At 42.1% G+C, this 22152-nt stretch carries 21 protein-coding genes; 5 read left to right on the forward strand and 16 right to left on the reverse strand.

The window, feature by feature from the left end; all coding sequences use genetic code 11:
- The 5 genes from N483_RS06960 to N483_RS06980 are packed head-to-tail and all read left to right on the forward strand — an operon-like array spanning position 1 to position 3977.
- Entirely contained in the window at positions 1-702 is a 702-nt protein-coding gene (locus tag N483_RS06960) for a nucleotidyltransferase family protein (RefSeq protein WP_023401764.1), read from the forward strand.
- Positions 703-708: 6 nt separating this feature from the next.
- Positions 709-2166: an AMP-binding protein gene (locus tag N483_RS06965; protein WP_023401763.1), complete on the forward strand. Its 1458-nt coding sequence runs from the start codon at positions 709-711 to the stop codon at positions 2164-2166.
- Positions 2163-2420, forward strand: coding sequence for a phosphopantetheine-binding protein (locus N483_RS06970; RefSeq protein ID WP_023401762.1), 258 nt, complete (start codon positions 2163-2165; stop codon positions 2418-2420). Before N483_RS06965 ends, N483_RS06970 begins: the two co-directional genes overlap by 4 nt.
- Complete coding sequence (locus N483_RS06975) at positions 2413-3147, forward strand: hypothetical protein (protein WP_023401761.1); 735 nt, start codon at positions 2413-2415, stop codon at positions 3145-3147. The genes N483_RS06970 and N483_RS06975 overlap by 8 nt, the downstream gene beginning before the upstream one ends.
- Positions 3144-3977: an AAC(3) family N-acetyltransferase gene (locus tag N483_RS06980; protein WP_023401760.1), complete on the forward strand. Its 834-nt coding sequence runs from the start codon at positions 3144-3146 to the stop codon at positions 3975-3977. Before N483_RS06975 ends, N483_RS06980 begins: the two co-directional genes overlap by 4 nt.
- On the opposite strand, the gene N483_RS06985 is transcribed toward N483_RS06980, so the two are convergent.
- From N483_RS06985 to flgH, 16 genes are all read right to left on the reverse strand, one after another.
- Positions 3956-5335, reverse strand: a complete 1380-nt coding sequence (locus N483_RS06985; RefSeq protein WP_023401759.1) for an FAD-dependent oxidoreductase — start codon at positions 5333-5335, stop codon at positions 3956-3958. The genes N483_RS06980 and N483_RS06985 overlap by 22 nt on opposite strands.
- A gap of 53 nt (positions 5336-5388) precedes the next feature.
- Positions 5389-6054 carry a class I SAM-dependent methyltransferase gene (locus N483_RS06990; protein ID WP_023401758.1) on the reverse strand — a complete coding sequence of 222 codons (666 nt, stop codon included), beginning with the start codon at positions 6052-6054 and terminating at the stop codon, positions 5389-5391.
- Positions 6054-7358, reverse strand: a complete 1305-nt coding sequence (locus N483_RS06995; RefSeq protein WP_023401757.1) for a DUF4910 domain-containing protein — start codon at positions 7356-7358, stop codon at positions 6054-6056. The genes N483_RS06990 and N483_RS06995 overlap by 1 nt, the downstream gene beginning before the upstream one ends.
- Before the next feature lie 3 nt (positions 7359-7361).
- The gene (locus N483_RS07000; RefSeq protein ID WP_023401756.1) at positions 7362-9449 is read right to left on the reverse strand and encodes a 6-hydroxymethylpterin diphosphokinase MptE-like protein; all 2088 of its coding nucleotides are present in this window, start codon (positions 9447-9449) and stop codon (positions 7362-7364) included.
- 18 nt (positions 9450-9467) lie between these two features.
- Positions 9468-9764, reverse strand: a complete 297-nt coding sequence (locus tag N483_RS07005; RefSeq protein WP_036977307.1) for a hypothetical protein — start codon at positions 9762-9764, stop codon at positions 9468-9470.
- Positions 9754-10182 (reverse strand): flagellar export chaperone FliS, encoded by a 429-nt coding sequence (gene fliS / locus N483_RS07010; RefSeq protein WP_023401754.1) that lies wholly within the window; start codon positions 10180-10182, stop codon positions 9754-9756. The genes N483_RS07005 and fliS overlap by 11 nt, the downstream gene beginning before the upstream one ends.
- Positions 10183-10199: 17 nt before the next feature.
- Positions 10200-11624, reverse strand: coding sequence for a flagellar filament capping protein FliD (gene fliD / locus N483_RS07015; RefSeq protein WP_023401753.1), 1425 nt, complete (start codon positions 11622-11624; stop codon positions 10200-10202).
- A 21-nt stretch (positions 11625-11645) separates the two neighbouring features.
- A complete protein-coding gene (locus tag N483_RS07020; RefSeq protein WP_023401752.1) occupies positions 11646-12056 on the reverse strand; it encodes a flagellar protein FlaG in 411 nt (136 codons plus the stop codon).
- 86 nt (positions 12057-12142) lie between these two features.
- A complete protein-coding gene (locus N483_RS07025; protein WP_023401751.1) occupies positions 12143-13102 on the reverse strand; it encodes a flagellin in 960 nt (319 codons plus the stop codon).
- 159 nt (positions 13103-13261) lie between these two features.
- Positions 13262-14224, reverse strand: coding sequence for a flagellin (locus N483_RS07030; protein ID WP_023401750.1), 963 nt, complete (start codon positions 14222-14224; stop codon positions 13262-13264).
- A 458-nt stretch (positions 14225-14682) separates the two neighbouring features.
- Positions 14683-15642 (reverse strand): flagellin, encoded by a 960-nt coding sequence (locus N483_RS07035; protein ID WP_023401748.1) that lies wholly within the window; start codon positions 15640-15642, stop codon positions 14683-14685.
- Between the two features lie 335 nt (positions 15643-15977).
- Complete coding sequence (gene flgL / locus N483_RS07040) at positions 15978-17222, reverse strand: flagellar hook-associated protein FlgL (RefSeq protein ID WP_023401747.1); 1245 nt, start codon at positions 17220-17222, stop codon at positions 15978-15980.
- Between the two features lie 2 nt (positions 17223-17224).
- On the reverse strand, positions 17225-19258 hold the full coding sequence (gene flgK, locus N483_RS07045; RefSeq protein ID WP_023401746.1) for a flagellar hook-associated protein FlgK: 2034 nt from the start codon (positions 19256-19258) through the stop codon (positions 17225-17227).
- Between the two features lies 1 nt (position 19259).
- Positions 19260-20249 (reverse strand): flagellar assembly peptidoglycan hydrolase FlgJ, encoded by a 990-nt coding sequence (flgJ, locus tag N483_RS07050; protein WP_023401745.1) that lies wholly within the window; start codon positions 20247-20249, stop codon positions 19260-19262.
- 106 nt (positions 20250-20355) lie between these two features.
- Positions 20356-21450 carry a flagellar basal body P-ring protein FlgI gene (locus tag N483_RS07055; protein WP_023401744.1) on the reverse strand — a complete coding sequence of 365 codons (1095 nt, stop codon included), beginning with the start codon at positions 21448-21450 and terminating at the stop codon, positions 20356-20358.
- 11 nt (positions 21451-21461) lie between these two features.
- Complete coding sequence (flgH, locus tag N483_RS07060) at positions 21462-22142, reverse strand: flagellar basal body L-ring protein FlgH (protein ID WP_023401743.1); 681 nt, start codon at positions 22140-22142, stop codon at positions 21462-21464.
- Positions 22143-22152: the final 10 nt, after the last annotated feature.

The raw sequence follows: 22152 nt of genomic DNA on the forward strand, positions 1-22152 counted from the left end.
ATGAAAGCAATACTCTTAGCCGCGGGGTTAGGTACTCGCTTACGCCCCCTGACAAATAGCATCCCTAAATGTTTGGTGCCCATCAACGGAGAGCCGTTACTGGGTTTGTGGATCAAAAAACTTATCGCACTGAATGTGGATGAAATTCTCATCAATGTCCACTACTTCGCAGAGCAAGTTGAGCATTATGTCGCTCAGTCCCCTTATCGCTCTCGAATTACTTTAGTAAAAGAAGAAAGCTTGCTGGGTACTGGGGGAACGCTTGTTGCAAACCAAGATTTTTGGAAAGATGACACAACCTTAGTTATTCACGCTGACAACTACTGTGAAGATACACTCACTGCAATGCTGCAAGCGCACCACCAACGACCAACTCACTGTGATGCAACCTTGCTGCTGTTTGAAACGCCACAACCTCAGCAATGTGGTATTGTTGAACTGTCAGATCATGGGGTTATCGCTGCGTTTCATGAAAAAGTTGCCAATCCGCCGGGCAACCTAGCCAGCGGAGCACTATTTATTTTTTCTGAGCACGTGTTTGACAAACATTTATCACATTTTTCAAAAGGGCACTTTTATGAGATCAGTATCGACTTCGTTCCCCTTTTGATTAATAAGCTGTATACATATAAAACTTCGGGTCTATATGTCGATATTGGTACACCTACTGCATACACAAATTTGCAGTCTAAATTAAAGTAGCAAATAATGAGATTAGCCGAGCAGTTACTAAAAGCAAACAATGAAAGTCGCGATGCCCTGCATGTCAATGACCGCTGCTATTCTTATCAGCAGCTGCTGAACATCGCAAACAACATCATGGGTCGTTTGAGTCAAAAGGCGCGCAGTATTGGTATTTTAAGTTACAGAGATATCACATATTTTGCTTCCGTGTATGGCTGCGTGACGAGTAACAGAACCTTTGTCCCGCTTGGTGTTAAGTTCCCAGTTGAGCGCTTAGTATCTATCGTACAGCAAAGTGCACTTCAAACTATTGTTGTTGCTCAGCAATATGCAGACCTCGCAGAGAAACTTTCTCAGCACCTGCCAGATGTAACATTTATTTATATCGATAATATTGAACCTGAACACGCTTCAAACCCGCCGATAAGTTTGGAGATCAATAAGCGCAATGAGATAGCGTATATTCTCTTCACATCAGGGTCCACTGGAGTACCTAAAGGCGTACCCATTAGCCACGAAAACTTACAAAGCTACTTAAACTATATGACTGACTATCTAAAATTGACACACCAAGATAGAGTCAGTCAAATATTTGACCCCACATTCGATTTAAGTATTCACGACATGTTTGTTACATGGTTAAGTGGCGCATGTCTATACGTTTTGCCCGAAACTGCAATGTTTGCACCCGGCAAGTTTGCCAAAAAGCATGAAATTACAGTGTGGTTTAGTGTGCCCTCTACAGCTGCCATTATGGCGAAGATAGGCATGCTCAAACCCCAAGCCTACCCTCTGCTGAGATATAGCTTGTTTTGTGGAGAGCCGCTTCCGGTGGAGTTGGCTAGAAAGTTTCAACTTGCCGCACCAAATAGCAAGGTGATCAACTTATATGGACCAACTGAAGCCACTATCGCTTGTACTCATCATGTTTTTGAGCTTGAGCGGGAATATAGCCACTGCTATATCCCAATAGGAACTTGCTTCTCGCATATGAAAATGGCATTAAATGCTCAAAGTGAATTACTTATTTCTGGTAAGCAAGTGTTTTCAGGTTATTTAAATAACCCAACAAAAACCCGTGATTCATTTGATGTTATCGACGGACAGAGATTTTACCGCACGGGTGACATCGCCAAATACAATCCTCTAAACGAATTGGAGTATGTCTCCCGTCTTGACGATCAGGTTAAAATACAGGGATATAGAATAGAACTGTCAGAGATAGACACGCTAAGTAAAGCATTAATCAGCAACCCGCTGGTACAGAGCATTGCTTACCCTAAAGGCACACCGCAATTCATAGCTTTATTTATTTGTGGTCAGGCCGATAAAAATATTGAACAGCAATTAATGACTAGTTTAAAGTCCAAATTACCCAGCTATATGATCCCAAAAAAGGTTCTATGGCTAAATGATATGCCTTTGAATTCAAATGGTAAAATAGACAAACTAGCCTTGTATGCTATGTTGGAGAAAGAATGAGCTTAGCAAAAAACATCGAAGAAACAATTTATCAAACACTGGCTGAAAAGCACAGTGAAGACGTTATCAATACCATCAATAAGGATGAAAGCCTTATCACCACAGGCCTGTTAGACTCGATGGATTTCATTACTATGTTGATGAACATAGAAAATACCTTCGATATTGATATTGATTTTGAAGACGCTGATCCTGTCGCATTTACTGCTATTAACGGCCTAGTAAAACTGCTTAGTGAACAACAAAATGCCTAATAAAGCGGACTGGCAGCAAATTTACAGCACAGAATATGTGAAAGCACCGGAGTGCTGGAAAACATGTGGTGGCTATTGCTGTAAAAACTTCTACGGTGAACACTTTAATATTCTTGATAAAAACGGGGTTTCATTACCCTTGTTAGAAAAAGAATATGAGTACTACCAATCTATTGGTGGTATTAGCAATATTACAGAGCCGCCCAAAAAGCGCACTTTTAACTTATCCAATGGTAAGTCTTTTAGTATATATTTGCTCTCCTGTAATTGTGGAGGCGTTTGCGAGCCTCACGGCCATAGACCCTTGATATGCAGAATTTATCCATACTTTCCTGTGGTTGACGCCACAGGAACTATTTATGACTTTGAATACGCTGCACTGATGGATTTATTCTACCGAGACCCTGATGCTGAACATAAATGTACGCTCGTAAGAGAGCAATCGGAACGTATTAAACGGGAGCTCACGATAAGTTTACGGCCTCTGCTACAAGACCCTGAAGTCGTGTTTGTATTTCGCTGTTTAAAAGAGCTTGTAGATAGGCTTAAACTAAAAATGAACGGCTATATTAATACCTTAGACGAAAAGCAACTCAAGAAATTTATCAGTAAGTATGAGTGGATGATCCTCTCGGGAAAACCATGGAAAGACAAAGCTTTTGCACAGCGTATTGATGATATCTATGAAGAAGTCAAAGCAGCATTTGGAGGGGAAGATTTCTTATGAAGGCCAACTCAACACAAGATATAAAAAATACATTGGCCGAGGTCGGTATAAACAAAAGTGACAATGTCTTTATCCACTCATCTCTGTTTACATTGGGAAGAGTGAGCGATGTTACTCCGAGAGATATACCGGCAGCCCTGCTCAATTGCTTCGAGCATGTAGTGGGAAAGCAAGGCAATATATTCATGCCCTGCTTTAATTATGACTATCCCAGAACGCGTAATGAAGATCTCCGCTCTCAAGAAACCGTTTTAGGATATTGGCCAGAGTGGTTTCGAAATCAAGATCAGGTTTCGCGTTCAGGCCACCCAATGTTCTCAATATGTGGCCGCGGACCAGATGCACAGCTGATTTGCAGATCTGAGCAACCAGAATTTTCTGCGTTTGGTGAAAACTCCACTTTTGAGCGACTGATTAATTCCGACAGTGTATTAATTCTGCAGGGAATAGGTATGCGTGTTGCCACCGTTGTTGTTCAAATAGAAGCAATGCTCAATCTAAAGTATCGCTTTAACAAACCCTTTATGGGGGAGGTCACACTTACCAATGGTCAGACCGTAAAAGACAACTTTTACCACTTTTGTTTTCCGATAAATAACGCATATCGCGAAGATTACTCTCAGCTTGAGCAATCATTGCTGGCAAACAACATTATAAAGAAACAAACATTGGGTCGTTCATTTATCTATGGAATTCGCATGAAAGCCTTGTATGAGTTTATTAAGCAGCTAACACAAAAAGATCAATACGCGTTATTAAACTGCCGCCCACAATCGCTCTATCGCTTTGAAGACGGCAAAGAAGTTAGTTACCCAGCGCCTAAATACTGATTTAGTTCATTGTATGCGGCAATCAGTACATCTGCTTGTCGCCACTGTTTACCACCTGAGCGACCAGAAATAATGATATTGTCGACACTACTTGCCAAAGTGCTGTAATTTTTTTCATTATTTTGTTCAAATGCTTCTGTGGGAACAGGAAATGTATTGTGAATGACTTGCTTAACATGACTTAAACATGTTGCGTCGGGGTCGACAACTTGCATCTCTTTTAATTCGTGCATAATTGCATCCAGCTGATAATTCTCCACCTCCTCTGGGCGACACAGTATTTCTGCGGACAAGGTGTTAAATTCACTTGCTGGATTTAAGTTAGGATACAATGTAAGTCGAAATATATCGCTGTATTTATCCCAGACCCACAGGTAATGTGACTGTTTGTCGATTAAAGGCTTGCTGAGGTTTAAATGAAATACAATGGCAGTTCTCAGCTCAGGTCGATTTGCAACAACTGGCAGACCAAGTGCGTTGAGCGCAATAAACGGTGGAGCGCTCCAAAACAGCAAATCACACTCTAGCGCCTGCGGCTCTCCTGCTATAAATACTTTCTCAACTTTGCGTGCTCGCGTTTCCAAAGATGAAATTTTGCAATTGCACCGAATATCAACCCCCGCCTGTACCACTTTAGTCTTTAAGTAATCGACCCAAGCTTGAATACCACAATGTGAGGTTGGGTAATAATAATCCGGTGTTGAAGATGCATCTTTTTGCTGCCTAGCAATAAAGTGAGCTTCAGTTTGGTAACCCAGTTTGGCGTCAAATACCGGCAGATCCTTTAGTACATTTGCGACCTCGGCATCAAAAGCCAAAATGCGCGTAAAGCCGAATAACCCCGCGCCCATTGTGAGCTTTGAAAGGTCAGTGTGACGCCCATATAACTTTTCTAAAATTGGTTTAATAATATGCTGTGTAAACGTCTCACCTAACACCTCTTGGCAATAAGGCATGATGTGGTTTTGGCTTGAAGGGCTGGTACTTTGAATTAACTCTGCACACCCTTGTTGATATGCCGCTAAACCAAGCTTTTTACTATCTGCAAATGGCGAGTTAAGGTCCCATGAACCACCAAAATAATTACCCGACTTGAGTTTTTTAATCACATTCCAATGCTTGTCTTGCTCACTTGGGGCGCCAAACAAAAGGGTATCTAGCTCTTCGATCCCTGTCGCATTGGGAATATGAGAACCCATGTCATAGTAAGCACCTAGATCATCTTTGACAGAGCGAAATAAACCGCCGACTTCATCACTTTGTTCAATTAGCGTGACTTCTTTAAAATTGCGTTTTAGTAGTAGCGCAGCCATTAAGCCACAGATGCCACCACCCACTACCACTGCTTTATCTTGCATAATTGCCTCTTGAACTTGAAAACTAGATATCTCTATACTGCCCTTTCGACAGTTCAGCCAACCTGATCTGTATCAGATTTAAAAGCGCTAATAGACCATTGAGCACTAAGGATATTCCCTGACAATGTTTGAGACGTACTCAAGGCAATATTCACCTTCTCAAAACCACTAAATAACGGTGTTACGTCCTTTTCAGATGCAAAATAAAGGCCATCAATATCCCGATAACCTTCACATGTAAACCCGGTTGTAAACTCTTTTGTTGCGTTCAATGCGCTGTCATGTGCAGGATGGCTATCGGCATACATTTGAGAAAATACGCGACCTTTTGGTTTGAGAACGCGAAGTACTTGCTGCAAAGCGACCTCTATCTGGGGCTTAGGTACACAATTGAGGGCGCTCCTATCAATCACCAGATCAAAACATTCATCTGGCCAAGGTAAATCTGTAAAGCAACCCACTTTAAGATCGGCTTGCAGATTGCTTTCCGATAGGCGCGCTTGTGCAAAGTCTATCGCACTTTTTGAACAGTCGATTGCTGCGCATGTTACACCTTCAGACGCCATGAAAACCACGTTATTACCAGCACCGCAGCCAAGCTCCAGTACCTTAAGATTGGGGTTTTCACGTTTCATTTGAAAGATCAGGGAAACAATGTCACTGAACGGATAACGGTTTAACTGTTTACCCGCTTGATAGATTGATTCCCAGCTCGCCATTACACCATCTCTAGCAGTGATTGCTGCTCTAGTTTGCCAATTGCGCTTTGCATATCAGTTACACACTTATTTTGAAGGTTGGCAATATCGATTGTATCGTGTTCACAGTCACCATAATTGAGCAGCATGCGCATATCATTGAGCTCTGAAGCTTGACGCTCGCGCTCTTTTGTCACCATGCTCACTGTCGGATACAAACCTCTACTGCCAAGGTTTGGCTCGCCATAAGGACAAGTATTTTCAAATGTTGCGCACTGTTCATGTGCTAAAAATATCTGCTCAAGTTTGTCAATGCTATCTAGCAGAGGATCAATACCCATGGCTTCTTTGTTGTCGAGCGATGTGTGGTATTCATCAAACCCGGTGTGAAATGCCCGACTTACGCAACATACAGGTAGTTGAAAACCAGGGGAATTATATTGCCGCTCATCAGAGCCCTTCAACGGGCTAAAAGGAATATTACTGTGCTTATAGCCAAAGCGATTCAAATGCGGCAGCAACTTATCAAGAATACCTTGCTCATTACGGCTTTGTTTAAAGACGAGCTCGTCTGGCTCTCCTCCCATACAATTGATCACTAACCCGGATACCATATTCTCTTTAAAATGCTCTCCAAGCATATGCAATACCGACAAGCTACCAATTGTTTCAGGGTTTAAAATAAATCGATAGGTATAACGACGATTTGGCCACTGCTTTATTCGATTGTATAAACCCAATAAAACCAGTGGACCGCTTAATTCATTGTTGGCCATTGATGGATGACAAAGATATGAGCTAAGCATTACTTCTTTTTTGGACTGGCCTTCTAGTACCGTTTGAGCGATATCCAAAGTGCCGTCTACAAATTCGCTTTTTACCACCGCTTTATATGTACCTGGGCGCAGCTTATCTCTTGATTCCTGAGAAAGACAGAAGCCCCAGCGTTTTTTATAGTAGCTAGTTACGTACGGAACTGCAGTCGGAAGATCTGGCAAACTATATAAGTGGTTCTGCAATTCATCCAGTTCGATATCTCTATCTACTGGCTCAGAATAATTTAAAACCTCTATGTTCAAACGCTTCATATCAGCGACTTTATTGCCTTCAGGGTCAAGTAAATAAGCATCTTCACAGTGCCACTCTTGCGGAATTTTCCAGTCAAAAACACGTGAGCCTGATTTAAATGAACAAATTTCTAACGGCATATAGCGGCCAAATATATCGTAGCTTTGACGCAAGCCCGGTCCCGTAATAGAACGTAAAATAGGGAACAACTCGTCGTACAGATCGCTATAAAACTCCGCCGTTTCTTGATAACTCACTATTTACTCCTTGCCCAAATCACACTTAGCACGATAGTTATCTCTGTAAAAATCTTTCATTTCAGTGATATAACCTTTCCATAATTCATTTAATTCGCTGTAACTCTCTAGCGTAAACTGATCATCTTCGTAGGTATACAGCAGAGACAACATAGGGCAGTGGTAGTACAGTAATGCACCTTTAATCATATGATGAAGGTGATGCAATGGCGTATTTCTAAAGGAGTAGATATACCTTGCTTGCCTAAGTAAGATATTTGATGCTTGCTTTCGAGTCGTTACTGGTTCATTTACCAAGCTGAGCATGTGCTCACAGATATCTTCAAATACATCAACACCAAGCAATTTGTCATCATACTGTTCAACGTCAAATTGCGTAAAGTAATCTTGTTTGAGAAACTCAATCTGCTCAAGTTTGTCTCTTGCGGTTGGCAAAGGTAACAACTCTTCGGCACGCACTTCATGTGCACCAACTAATTTTGCGCCGTTACCAATATTGTAAACATTCCTTCCAGTTGGGTAATGAGCAATCAGCTTCTCTAGCTGGCTGTGGGCCATCATAAACAAGTCATTACTTTCGACCTGCCCACCAAAATTAGCTGGTAAATATTTACCATCCATCCTCAAACAGGCAATCCCTTCTTCGCTTTCATCATCTTGGTTGATGCGATAGATGCTGTCTTTGCTATGGTGTTCACCGGTCAGTAAGTTACCATTATCAATACCAAATAAATAAATATTCTTGAAACCAGTAAACATGGCAAAGGAAAGCGCCGCATTTGCAACCACTGGGTTACAATATGGCATCAAAGGAATACCGACATTTCTTTGAGTCTGACTCAATATTTCCAGTAAGAATGTACCCGCCTCATTGCCTTTTCCAGCAATACCCGACCATTTGTATCTATCTGTGTTATCAGGATAAAGTGTATTGAGGCCGATCAAATTTGTCTTTTTGTATTCCTCGGCAGGAAAGATATCGCCAAATATTTTGTAGTTAGAATAAGGGCGCTCAACCAGTACATGAAAATCCACTGGAATACCTTTTTTATACAAAGACGCAATTGAAGTACCAGCTGCCATCAAAATGGCACGATCACAATTTTCTTTTATAAAGGCTTCAGCTTCATCTAGCGAGGGACCATTGCCTAAAATAAATACAGGTGTAGATAAATCCAAGCGTTTGTCTTTGGGCTGAACCAACATCGGAATGTTCTTTTCTAACAAATGCACCGTATGAGAGAGCCCAGTGATCGCATCGTTAAAAAACCCATGACCGAATTGAAACTTAAAGTATTGCTGTGACCACTGTTGGATAAGTTCGATAATTTCTGGCAGTGGCGTGTGCTGATAACAAAAGGACCTAACCACAGAGAAAGCGCCAATATTGTCGGCCAACACTTCCAAATCTTTGATAAAGTTGTCTTTATTCGCACCAAGCTGGAAAAACAACGAGCCACCTTGCTCATCTACTTTTTTTATAATGTCATACCAATTGGTACAAAATAAGCTGGCAAAGAATACTTCAAAATCAGGTTCAATTAGAAAGCAATAATCAAATGTGGTTTTTTCGAGCAGTAACTCAACATGATAACCTAAGCCAATGCCAAAAATCATAGCAGAGGGAAAGTTTTCAGGTAACTGCGCAAAGTGCGCCTTATCCTTTGCTTTTATCTTACGTAAAGCCTTTGTCATTGCCCCCATATAGCGCACATGAATGCGTGTATCATTCGGATCAGACTGATATGCTGTATAATCAGTCGCGCTGAACATAGGGTGTTGTATGCTGTGCTCAACTTGTTGTGTCACTTGACCAATAGGGTCATCACTGTATATCGGCGCTGAAAGGTTTGCGGGGACAAAATTGCCGTGTCCGGTTGATGTGACATGAAGACAAAAATCTTCACGCACGTTGAATTCTTTAATTGCGTTGGCGATATCCGGGTAATACTCTTCAAAGCAAGTGACATTGCGAGCAAATCTTTCGTTTGCTTCTGTTGCAAATTTTGCTTCCCGAGCCTGATGTTCAATTGAATTTGCTAACTGCTCGTCAATAATTTGAATTTGTTCTTCGAGGGATTTTTGACTCATATTAAACTTGATTGTTGGTTAGATGCTTTTATATGCGTTTATTTTCTTTTTATTGCCTAAATGTCGAGATAGCTGCGTAGTGACATCACCCTTTTGTTGTCGCAGCCTGTCATTTATAGCTGATATATTCGCATAGCAATTTTGTAGGTGCGCGACTTGCTCTTGGGTCAAGTTGATATCATCACTTGTGAATATCTTCTTCAAAGACAAGTCTAAATTAGTTAGTACTTTTTCCGCGCTTTCTAGCTCACCAGCCTGACAGTGAGCTTCCAGTTCTTCTATATGGTCTTCAAGCTTAGCTAGCTCAGCCGACATTTGCATCAGCACCATTTTGGTTTAGCGTCTTTTCTCGTACATCATAAGGAATAGCATCCCAAGCAGACTTGATTTCTTTCAACAAATTAGAAACCTCTTCTATAATTGCTGGGTCGTTTTGCATACTCGCATCCAACAAACGCTCTAGCATGTAAGTATACAGAGCATATAAGTTTTCTGTGACTTCACCACCAACTTCAAAGTCTAGGCAATCTCTCAACGCACCAATAATGGCCGATGATTTAGAAATGTGTTCAGACTTGGCTTCTAAATGTTTTTTCTCAATTGCCACTTTTGCGAGGACCATTTTTTCAATCGCGCCCGCCATGAGCATTTGGATCACTTCATATCTATCAGCACCAGCAACACGCGTTTTAAGTGCCTCACGCTGATAATTTTTGACTCTTGCGTTATACATAACGGCTCCTTACAGTGTTATTTCTTGCTAGTAAATCCTGGCAGGTTTGCAAGCTGCGCACCTAAATAGTTTTGAGTTTGCTGCATTTGCGCTATCAAAACGTCTAGGCCAGCATATTGTTTCCTTAACCTGTCTTCCAGAGATTGCATTCTATACTCATGGTTTATGACATCGTCTTCAAGGTCTTTGATCTGACCATTGAGACTGTCTTCCCTCTGTTTTAGCAAACCACCTGAATCTACGTAGTTGCCAAGTAACGATTCGAGTTCTTTGGCAACCCCATTAGGTCCTGCAAACGCTGTGCCAATATCATCGAAATTAGAATCCATTGCGTCATTCAGACTACGTACTAGCGATGACTTTTCAAGGTAGCCTTCTTTATCTACGCCCAAACCAATATCAAATATCGATCCGAATGGTCCCGCGTCTGTTAGCGGTTTAGAGAGCGCTGATATTAATTGATCATCTAAACTACGCATAGATGAGTCACCATTTAATGGCCTACCTATTCTTGTCTGAAAGCCAATCTGACCAATAACTGCATTATAGTTGGTAATGAGTTCATCAATTAATGTATTGACCGACTCTCTGTCATATTCAACACTTAGTTTAGCCGTTTCGTACACAGATGTGGTTGCATCTTGAACGCTTTTTGCTTTTGCCGTGATGGTCATGTCTTGCACGGCGTCTTTAAAGGTATTGGTAGAGCTGGTTACTTCCAAACCATCAACGGTAATTTTTGCATTTTGTGCTTTATCATCATCCGCAATGGTCATCCCACCAGCGGGGTTAGTCGTTGCATCATGGGTTTCTAGCGCATCCATTTCGGACGTATCACTGGTAATTACCAAGTCATTGCCATCCCCAGTAATGCTAGAAGTTAATACCAATTTACTGCCAACCGTCGGATCACCTGTGTTGACGATGTTCGCTGTGAGTCCAAAGTTATTATCGTCAGCATTAATAGCATCTCGCAACTCATTCAGCGTCATGCCCGCTGTGACAGTTAAATCAAAGGAATTGGTGCCTGCTGCAAACGACAAGGTGCCGCCTGATGCACTGACTACAGTGTCACTTGACGCAAACGCGTTGTCCGCGGTTACAGCACGACTACCTTGAGCAAGTTGTGTTACTGCAATATCAAAGTTACCAACTGAAATATCTGACGTTGGTGTAACACTGATGATATCACCGCTTGTAGGCTGCGTAATATTCGCAACCCTTTTATTGAAGTTTGAGATATCTGCCAATTTTTCGACAGTATCGTTAAGTTTGGAGATAGCAGACTTCACTTCGCCAACCGCCGATAACTCGACTTTGAGCGCTTCGTCCTTTATTGCGAACTGTTGCATCTTGGGCCTATTTTCAGCATCAACAGACGCTTTAATAATGCTTTCAAGATCTAACCCTGAGCCTACACCAGCAGATGTAATAAGTGGCATTTTGCTACCTCCAACTAACAATCAAGCTGTTCTATCAAACAGCACACCTTTACCTGATACCTTATCGGCAAATTCATCCAAAGCCTTAGCTACTTCTCGAAACTCTTCAGAAGGAATTTCTCTGATCACCTCATCACTACCTCTGTCAATCACTCTAATGAAAGGGGGATCCCCATTTTCATCAAATTCAAACGACAAATTCGTCGAAGTTACAGGCAAAACATTACTTAGCCGATCGAGATTGGCTTTCACCTCCTCAAACAATTCAGGTTGTAATTTACCCTCTTCTTCCTTTTTTTCTCGAGATTGTTCAAGCTTGTTATTACCTTCAACAGCTCGTAATGTTTCTTGTCCTTCTTCGGGCTTCGCAATATCAGGAGTTGGCACCATGCCGTTCGCTCCAACTCCAGTAGCAGATTGAACGTCTTTCATAATACACCTCCAAGTAACAAGCCTAATATATAGTATACGTCAAGTTTGTATTGAGTCCCAAACTTGACGCAACCATAGCGCCAAAATTAACCAAGTAGAGAGAGTGCGACCTGAGGTCTTTGGTTAGCCTGACTTAGAATTGAACTACTTGCCTGCTGCAGTATCTGCATTTTAGTTAAGCTAGCTGTTTCGGTAGCAAAGTCTGTGTCTTTGATACGTGAACGTGCAGCTGATAAGTTTTCAGATACGTTAGACTGGTTACGAATAGTTGATTGGAATCGGTTTTGAACCGCACCCAATTCTGCCCGCTTTTTATCCACTACAGCAATCAATGCATCCATACCCGCTAATACAGCTTGTGCATTGGCTTGAGAAGATACGCTGATAGAACCTGCTTGGAAGGTGTCACTGAAGGTATATGAGTTTGACGCTCCAGAAATAGAACTTACGCCTGAAGATAGTCCCGATAAGTCATTGCCAGCAATCGCACTTGCGATACCTGCAATACCCGAAAGGGTGAAACCACCGTTTGCAGATACATCATTTGCAGTACTAGACACATTTTTCATACTAAATGCGATCGTTTGAACTGCATCGGCACCAACCTGGAAGCTGGCATCATAAGAGCCATCTAGTAGGTTTTGACCACCAAAAGTAGTATCTGCCGCAACCCGGTTAACTTCAGCTGATAGTGAACGGATCTCTTCTTGAACCGCCAATCTATCTTCATCAGTATTTGAACCGTTTGAAGCTTGTTGTGCAAGTGTTCTAATACGTTGGAACATTTGCGTTGTTTCATCTAACGCACCTTCAGCGGTTTGCGCCAATGAAATACCATCGTTTGCATTTCGAATACCTTGATTAAGACCGTTTATCTGGCCTGTTAATCGGTTTGAAATCTGCAAACCTGCTGCGTCATCTTTAGCACTGTTAATACGAGTACCTGATGACAACCTTTGGAATGAAACATCCAAAGCGCTTGACGAGTTGTTTAATTGCCTTTGGGCATTCAAAGAACTCACATTGGTGTTTACGTATAAAGCCATAATAGCCTCCGCTTTATCAATTTTGGTCGCTAGAACGGGATACCCCTACCCTGTTTTAGCGATTGTCAGAGTCCTAAAGTTATAGTTCTCTAACTCCGCTATCGACTGATAAAGCGAAAGCTTTAGCTTTATTTGCAAATATTTTTAAAAATAAATTAATTACCCTTGTAATAAGCTCAATGCAGCTTGTGGTCTCTGATTCGCCTGACCCAATATTGTTTGGCTAGCTTGTTGTAAAATCTGATTTTTAGTAAGCATAGCTGTTTCATGTGCAAAGTCAGCATCTCTAATACGCGATTTTGCAGCGGCTAGGTTTTCAGAGATATTCGATTGGTTACGAATTGTCGATTGGAATCGGTTTTGAACCGCACCTAGCTCTGAACGCTTTTTATCCACAACTGCGATCATGGCATCCATACCAGCCATAACAGCCTGTGCATTCGCTTGTGAAGAAACACTGATAGAGTCTGCTTGATATACATTACTAAAAGTAAATGAGTTAGAAGCGCCTGAAATCGCACTGACACCATCAGATAAGCCAGATAGATCGTTTCCACCTACCGCACTCGCAATACCGGCAATACCTGACATAGTAAATCCGCCATTGGCTGCCATTGAGTTTGCCGTTGCACCAACGTACTGCATGCTAAAGCCAATTGTCTGTACCGCATCGGCACCGACTTGGAAATTAGCTGAGTAAGAGCCGTCGAGTAAGTTTTGACCACCAAACGTCGTATCCGTGGCAACACGGTTTACTTCTGCCGCTAGTTGTCTAATTTCCTCTTGAACTGCTAAACGGTCTTCATCGGTATTTGAACCGTTAGCCGCTTGCTGTGACAAAGTACGAATACGTTGAAACATACTGGTAATTTCGTCCATCGCACCTTCAGCAGTTTGGGCCAGTGAAATCCCGTCGTTTGCATTTCGGTTACCTTGGTTTAGACCCAGTATTTGCGATTGCAAACGGTCTGAGATTTGCAGACCCGCTGCATCATCTGCAGCACTATTGATACGAAGACCTGAAGATAATCTCTTAAAAGATGTATCTAGTTCTACGCCCGACTGCTGCAACTGTCTTTGTGCATTCAGCGAGCTGACGTTAGTATTTACAAATAAAGCCATGGTTCACTCTCTCTATTCAATGCTCTTATTCAAGAGCAATATATGAGTACAAGAAGGCAATCCGAATCGATAAGGTTTTTAACGATGGGGCAATAAACTGCCACTTGTACAACTATTCAAAGTTTGAATAAGTAAAAGCAAGCTACATGCCAACTAAGAGAAGAATTTTTGACGACATTGAAACAAAAACAATAAACATCTGATTTTATTTGAATTTTTGATTTTTATGTAAAAAAAAGGAGGCCAATGCCTCCTTTTTTAAAAGTTTGAGAGTGAGTGTCAATATTTTATTCTAAATATTGGCACGGAAAGTGCTAACATTAATGTGTTCATTGAATACATGAACTGATTTGGATTATAAGCTCCTCCGCTTTACCATCCAATTCCGGTGTCTGTGTTAATACCCCATCAAGCACAGACACCATTTTCATCCTCCGCTTTACATAGCCTCTACTTTATTAACCTAGAAGACTTAATGCTGCTTGTGGACGTTGGTTCGCCTGACTTAGAATCGTTTGGCTCGCCTGTTGTAGAATCTGCATCTTAGTTAGCGATGCTGTTTCTGTAGCAAAATCAGTATCTTTGATACGAGATTTCGCAGCTGATAGGTTTTCAGCAATGTTCGATTGGTTACGGATTGTAGATTGGAATCGGTTTTGAACCGCACCAAGTTCCGCACGTTTTTTATCAACTACGGCAATCAATGAATCCATACCAGCCAGTACAGCCTGTGCATTTGCCTGTGACGATACACTGATTGAGCCAGCTTGGAACGTATCACTGAAAGTGTAACTATTCGAAGCATTTGAGATAGCACTTACACCACTCGCTAAGCCTGATAAGTCGTTGCCACCGATTGCACTGGCGATACCTGCAATACCTGATAACGTGAAACCACCATTTGCTGAGATATCGTTTGCCGTACCGGCAACATTTTTCATACTAAAACCGATGGTTTGTACTGCATCTGCACCCACTTGGAAGCTTGCTTCATATGTACCATCTAAAAGGTTTTGACCACCGAAGGTCGTATCTTCAGCAACACGGTTAACTTCTGCCGATAGAGAACGAATTTCCTCTTGTATTGCTAAACGGTCTTCATCTGTGTTTGAGCCGTTTGAAGCCTGTTGTGCCAATGTACGAATACGCTGGAACATTGAGGTTACTTCATCCATCGCCCCTTCAGCTGTCTGCGCTAAAGAGATACCGTCATTCGCGTTACGGTTACCTTGGTTTAAACCGTTAATTTGTGAAGTTAGACGGTCTGAAATTTGTAGACCTGCCGCATCATCCGCTGCACTGTTGATACGGAAGCCTGATGATAAACGCTTGAATGAAACGTCTAAGGCATTGCCTGAATTGTTTAACTGTCTTTGAGCATTCAATGAACTTACGTTAGTATTTACATAAAGTGCCATGGTAATTCTCCCACTGTAAACTGAGTACTTACTCTCAAACTTATAACTCTCTTGGCCTTCGAGTTATTTAAACTGTCCGGCTTGGTTAATTAAGTTATCGGACGGCAAAAAGTTTCCTTTAGAATTTTTTTAATTTTTTTTATAAATCACTGTATTTAAAAGACTAAAAATGTAATTTCCAGCCTTCTAGGAATAGAGGGAAAGGACTTTCCGCTTTGACAAATAACCGAGATAAGGCAATGTTTTTATATGTGGGTCAAGGGGTTAACAAGTAAACTTTAATATTTGGCGGGTTTAATAATAAAAAGCCGTCAAATCGATGACGGCTAAATAGTTTATCGAATGTAATCGAGCAAGGACAAATTGGATAACCTGCCGTACGTCGCCTGGGAAGCCTGAAGTTGCGTTTCATGTTTGGTTAATTCAGTAATGGCCTCAGCCATATCCAATTCAATCAAATCTGCACGCGCAATTTTGTTGTTAATATCCAAATCCGTGTTTGCGTCAGTGATCCGCGTAGCGGTATTCATTCTGCCGCCTAACCCCGATTGGATCTGTGAAACCCGATTTTTTGCATTCTCCAACCCTATCATTGAGTCCGCCAATACTTGGCGATAATCTTTGTCGGAAAGGTTGGGGTCTTGCACTGCGGTAATGAGGCTTTCCAAGGTATTTAATACATTGTCTTTCTCGGGCGTGCCCAGTTCGAACGTAATCGTATCGGCAGCCCCCGCAGTCCCGGTAAAACTAAACTCCATACCCGCAACTTTAATATTGTTCTCAGTATAAGTACCGGTCTCAAATACCGTTGCACCTTGCATTAATCGGTAACTTGGGGGAGCAGTTGTGCCATTGAGCTCTAATTGAAATTCATTTCTCGTCGCTGGCGCCGTTGGGTCTGGATTGTAATTGGCTTTGTGGAACAGGTCGAAAGGGCCTTGTTGTGTAACATATACATCTGCACTGACAATACCACCAGAAGGCGTAGCCGTATTGGTTGTGACATTCAGGCGCTGCTCTACACTTTCAAAAACATCATACCCATTATCACTAGACTTAATCTCAACACCTTCGGCCACTTTAATTTTATGCTGCCCCTGATCGCCTCGATAAGCATATCGATTATTGTTGCTGTCAAATTCATAAGTTCGAGTGTTATCTTGATAACCCGAAAAGATATAACGACCATCTTCCGTTTTGGAGTTCATTAACTCTAAAACAGCAGTTTGAATTGACTCCAGCTCTTCAGAGAGTGCCGCCTTATCAGGCGCGGTCAATGAACCATTACCAGCGTTAACGGTAAGCTCAATCGAGCGAGTCAAAGAATCTTTAATGTTATCAAGCACACCTTCTTGCGTGTCAAGACGGCTTTTTAACATCGTTAAGTTCTTAGTGTACTGTTCATTAGTCTGGATCTTGTCGGAGTAGAGTAATGATCTCGCCATTGCAGAAGGATCATCCGATGCAGTTAATACACGTTTTTGTGTATTAACTTGCTTCATCGAATTATTCACTTCTTGCTGACTGTTCAAGATAGAATTCAAGTTACTTTTGAAAATCATGTTATGAGATAAACGCATAATTACCTCGCAGCACTAAGCAGTGTATCAAACACTGTTCTGGCAGCACTTAAAATTTGTGCTGACGCAGAATAAGATTGTTGGAAACGCAATAGATTTGCCGCCTCTTCGTCTAGGTTCACACCAGCTACCGATTCAAACCACGCCTCAGACTGAGCAGCAAGCGCATCATACGCTGCGCCATTTGTTTTAGCTTGGTTGGCGACTACCCCAATATCGGTAACTAGCCCGGCGTAAGCTTCATTAAATGTATTTAAATTGTCCGCAACGGCGGTAGTAACCACATTTTGCCTTACTAATTGTCCAGATTGTAATTGACTTAATACCAATCCATTACGGTTATCATCGAAACCGCCTTGGTTGAATTCAATGGTATAAGTATCACCTGTTGATGGCTCACCATCGATATTGAAGTCAAAACCATACCCCGCAAACACACCACCAGCCGACGCCAAGATATTCTCTCTCGGCGCAGGTGCTGTAAATGTCGTTGTACCGCTTGCATCGGTGATCTGGTATTCATCTGGGTTACCTGTTTTCACCAACGTGATCGTGCCATTTGTCAAAGTTGGAGGACTCGTAGCAGCAAAATTACTACTTGCTGGATCTGTACTTGTCACTGTACCGACAGAAATAGTTGCGTTACTCACATTATTGGCTGAAGACTCAGTTCGAATTGGAGACGCAAGCGCTAGACTCTCTGGTCTATCAGTTGCCAGTGTCATGGTACCAGCCGCCGCTGAGTTCAATTTTATGTCAAACATATCTCCATCATTTGGCGTGGTAACTGCACCGTTCACATCGGTAAAGCTGATTTGCAAGCCAAATAAATCTGTGCCTGCGGGCGCAGATTGAGAATTTAAAGGGTTTACATAAGGAACTGTCGTCGCAGTGCCAATGGTATTGCCTTGCGCATCAATCGCTGCAACAGTAATTTGGCTTGAACCGGCATCATAAGAGACTCTAAAATCCGTTGCAGGGATCTCGTTACCTTTTCCTGGTTCCAATGTCGCAACGAGCTGGGTTGTACCTGTATTGCTTCTGTGAGGATAACCGGCTGTGGTCGGAATTGAAAATATATCTCCGCCTAAGTTGCCATCTAAATCCATACCGAGTTTATTTTGTTGGTTGAAAGCGTCAGCCAAAGATAACGCTATTTGGCCCAGCTGGTTTTGTGCTGGGATCAATATTTCATCACGAAACGCCAGTAACCCGCCAATCTTGCCCTGTAATTTGGTTTGATCTACATCCAGTGCAACTGCTGTACCGTCGGTGACATCAAGTTTCAATTCTTTCTTGCTTGGATCAGGATCGCCATCTAGTGAAAACAAATTAAAACTGCCATTTTCCATCACTACCGACTGACCAGACCCTAAGAAAACCAGCTTCTCGCCATTTGAACCGTCAAGGGTTTCAATATCAACTAACTCTGCCAAATCTTTAATTGCCTGATCACGCTCATTGAGCACTGAGTTTGCATTATCACTATCAGGGTTCGCATTAAGTGCACCTACCTGACCATTCAAATCACTTATTTTTTGAATTAAGTTATTGGCCTCTTGTGAGTAAATTGATAACTGCTCATTTACGATATTATTTTGGTCGAAAACAATACCAGACAGTCGGTCCATTTGATCAATGAGATTTTGTGCATCGGTGAGAAACAATGACCGCGTCACCGTAGACGAAGGTAGGTTCATCGCTTCTTGTAAATTATTGAACAGAGAGTTAATGCTGCTGTTTAAATTATTTGAGTCTTCGCCAAATAGTGTATCAACACGTGTAGACTCAGTTACAAACTGATCATAATAGGACTGACTAGATACATCTCGGTACAACTGCTTTTGCGCAAATTCATTTAGTAAGCGGACGGTTTCACCACGACCCACTTGATTACCAATTAACGTAGCATGTTCAGTACGCTCTCGAATGTACCCAACTGTGTTTAAATTGGCGATGTTTTTACTGGTCGTTTGCAGTAGTTCACTACTTGCTCTTACGCCAGATGTGCCAATATTCATTAAGTTAAAAGACATCTTAGTTTACTCCCTGACGTGCAAATGAGGACACTGCTGATTGAAAATGTGATCCACCCAATACATTTTTTATTTTATTCGCATAATTAGGATCAGTCGCATACCCAGCCTGTTGCAGTGCATCTAGGTACTCGCCGGGTTTAGACGCTTTTTGTAACGCCTCTTCATAGCGAGGATTGGATTGTAGAAAGTCAACGTAGTCGCTAAAGCTATCTTTTAACGAGTCATAAGCGCGAAAATTTGCTTGTTTTTTAACAGGTAAGCCCTGTTCAAATTCGAGTGTCATTTTACTGGCACTGTCTCCTGTCCAGCGGCTATCCGCCTTAATATTGAATAAGTTAAAACTACTATTTCCATCTTGTTTGGAGATAACATGTTTCCCCCAACCAGTTTCCAGCGCCGCTTGTGCCACCATCACAGCTGGGTTTAAGCCTATTTTTTCTGCCGCAGACTTAGCATAACCCCATAGAGTTTTCACAAACTCTTCTGGGCTTTCAAAAGCCTGAGGATCAGCAGGGGTATCTGCCACATCTTTTACTGTGCTTTTTTCTTCTACTACATCTTTATCGGGCTGATTAATTGGAGTTTGACCGCTAGCAATTCGATCGCTTTGCAACTCGGCGCCGGTACGCACAACTGATGAAGGCATATAGCCATTTTTTTCCGGAGACAGCTGCTGCACAATCAAATCTGCTAGACCTAAACTACCTTTATTCGATAATTCCAATGCCATTTGTTGGTCGTGCATATCACGATAGAATTTGACACTGCTAGAGTTGAAGGGGCTATCTTTGTCTTCGAAAGCCTCATTGGCTTTACGCATACTGGTTAACAGCATTTGAGTAAAAATTGACTCAAACTGCTGCGCAGCTTTTTTTAGCGCTTGTTTTGATGCATCACCATCACCCGCGCTTTTTAACGCATCCTGTCTCAATGAGTTCAGGTTGTTTAAATCAAAAAAGCTTTGATTATGTGTTGGATCAGTATTCATAGTTCAAAAACACGTCGCTAAAAAAGAATATTATTAACAATGCAAATTTTGAGCCAAAAAAAAGCCTCATAAAAATGAGGCTAACTTATTGATTATTAATTGATCATCATATGACAACAAGTTGACCATGTATTGCGCCAGCTTCTTTTAGCGCTTCAAGTATCGCCATTAAATCACCTGGAGCTGCACCTACAGCGTTAATAGCACGAACTAAGTCATCTAAGCTGCTACCGGGGTCAAAAACAAATGCTCTTGAATCATCTTGGTCTACATCAACAATACTCTGACGCGTGACAACTGCATCTGCATCAGTAAGAGGCTGTGGTTGCGACACATTGGTCTGTTCTGCAATGGTTACCGTTAACCCACCGTGCGTGATTGCGGCGGGCTGTAACTTAACATCTTTACCAATTACAATTGTGCCAGTTCTCGAATTGACAATGATTTTTGCCGATGTATCTGCCGGTTTAAACTCCAAGTTTTCAAGTGTAGACAGGTAAGCCACTCGTTGCGATGGATCTCGAGGTGCAATCACTCTGACTGAAGCGGCATCTAGCGCACTGGCGCTGTTTGGCCCGACTAATTCGTTGATCGTATCTGCTAAACGCTTTGCCGTGGTAAAGTCAGGACGATTTAAATTGAATGTAATGTGATCACCTTGAGTGAACGGACTTTTGACAGCGCGTTCAACCATGCCACCATTTGGGATTCGACCAACAGTGGGCGTATTGATCACCACTCGGCTCCCATCTAATCCCTCAGCACCTAATCCACCGACAATCATGCTGCCCTGCGCAATGGCATATACATTGCCATCGACACCTTTTAAGAAGGTCTGTAACAACGTCCCCCCTCTTAGACTACCAGCACTGCCAATTGAAGATACTGTCACGTCAATACTCTGACCTGGCTTTACAAAAGGTGGTAAGTCTGCGTGAACCGCTACCGCAGCCACATTTTTGATCTTTGGTTTTAAATTTCCAGGTAAGGTAATACCAAAGCTGTTCAGCATCGCTTTAAAGCTTTGTTCGGTAAAGCGACTTTGCTCCCCCGTTCCTGGCAGGCCCACAACAAGACCGTAGCCAATAAGCTGGTTGCTTCTTACCCCTTCGACAACACTAACATCTTTAATGCGCTCAGCTGCTGCTTCAAGCGATAAGATGAGTGTAAAGAGTACTACTAGAGTTTGCACAATACGCATAATTGACTTCCTTAAAATGGCATCAAGGTGCTCATGAAGAACTTGGTCAACCAACCAGCACTTTGAACTTCTTGTGTTTGCCCTTTACCCGAATATTGGATCCGTGCATTTGCAATGCGGTTGGATTCCACTTCGTTTTCAGCAGAAACATCCTGTGGTCTAACCAAACCTTCAAGACGAATAAATTCCTCTCCAGTATTAAGAGTTAACCATTTTTCGCCTCGGATCACCAAATTACCATTCGGTAAGACTCGCATTACATTCACTGAGATATTACCAAATAAACTGTTTGATTGATTTGCTTGAGCATCGCCCTGATAGGAAGAGTTGGCCCCCATATCTAGTTGGATGGCATCACCACCAATATTAACTGGGGCATTGCCAAGACCAAGAAATGGATCGACGTTGACCTCACTATCTTTATCTAACTTTGAGTTTGCCGCTTTTGAAGCTTGTGTCGACTCTCTGAGCACCACTGTAATGATGTCGCCCACTCTCACCGCTTTTTTATCCGAGTACAGATCATTCGAATATGAATTGAACAGCGATCCTGTTGAAACCACAGGCTCAGCTTCCATGTCAGGATACATAGGCGCGTAGTATGGATCATCTCTAACTACATCACTATTTTCTGTTGACATGCAACCACTTAGGCCTAAGCCTAGCGCAACTACCAATATACATTTACGCATGATCTGCCCT

Source organism: Pseudoalteromonas luteoviolacea NCIMB 1944 (genome assembly GCF_001625565.1).
Classification (GTDB): Bacteria; Pseudomonadota; Gammaproteobacteria; order Enterobacterales; family Alteromonadaceae; genus Pseudoalteromonas; species Pseudoalteromonas luteoviolacea_F.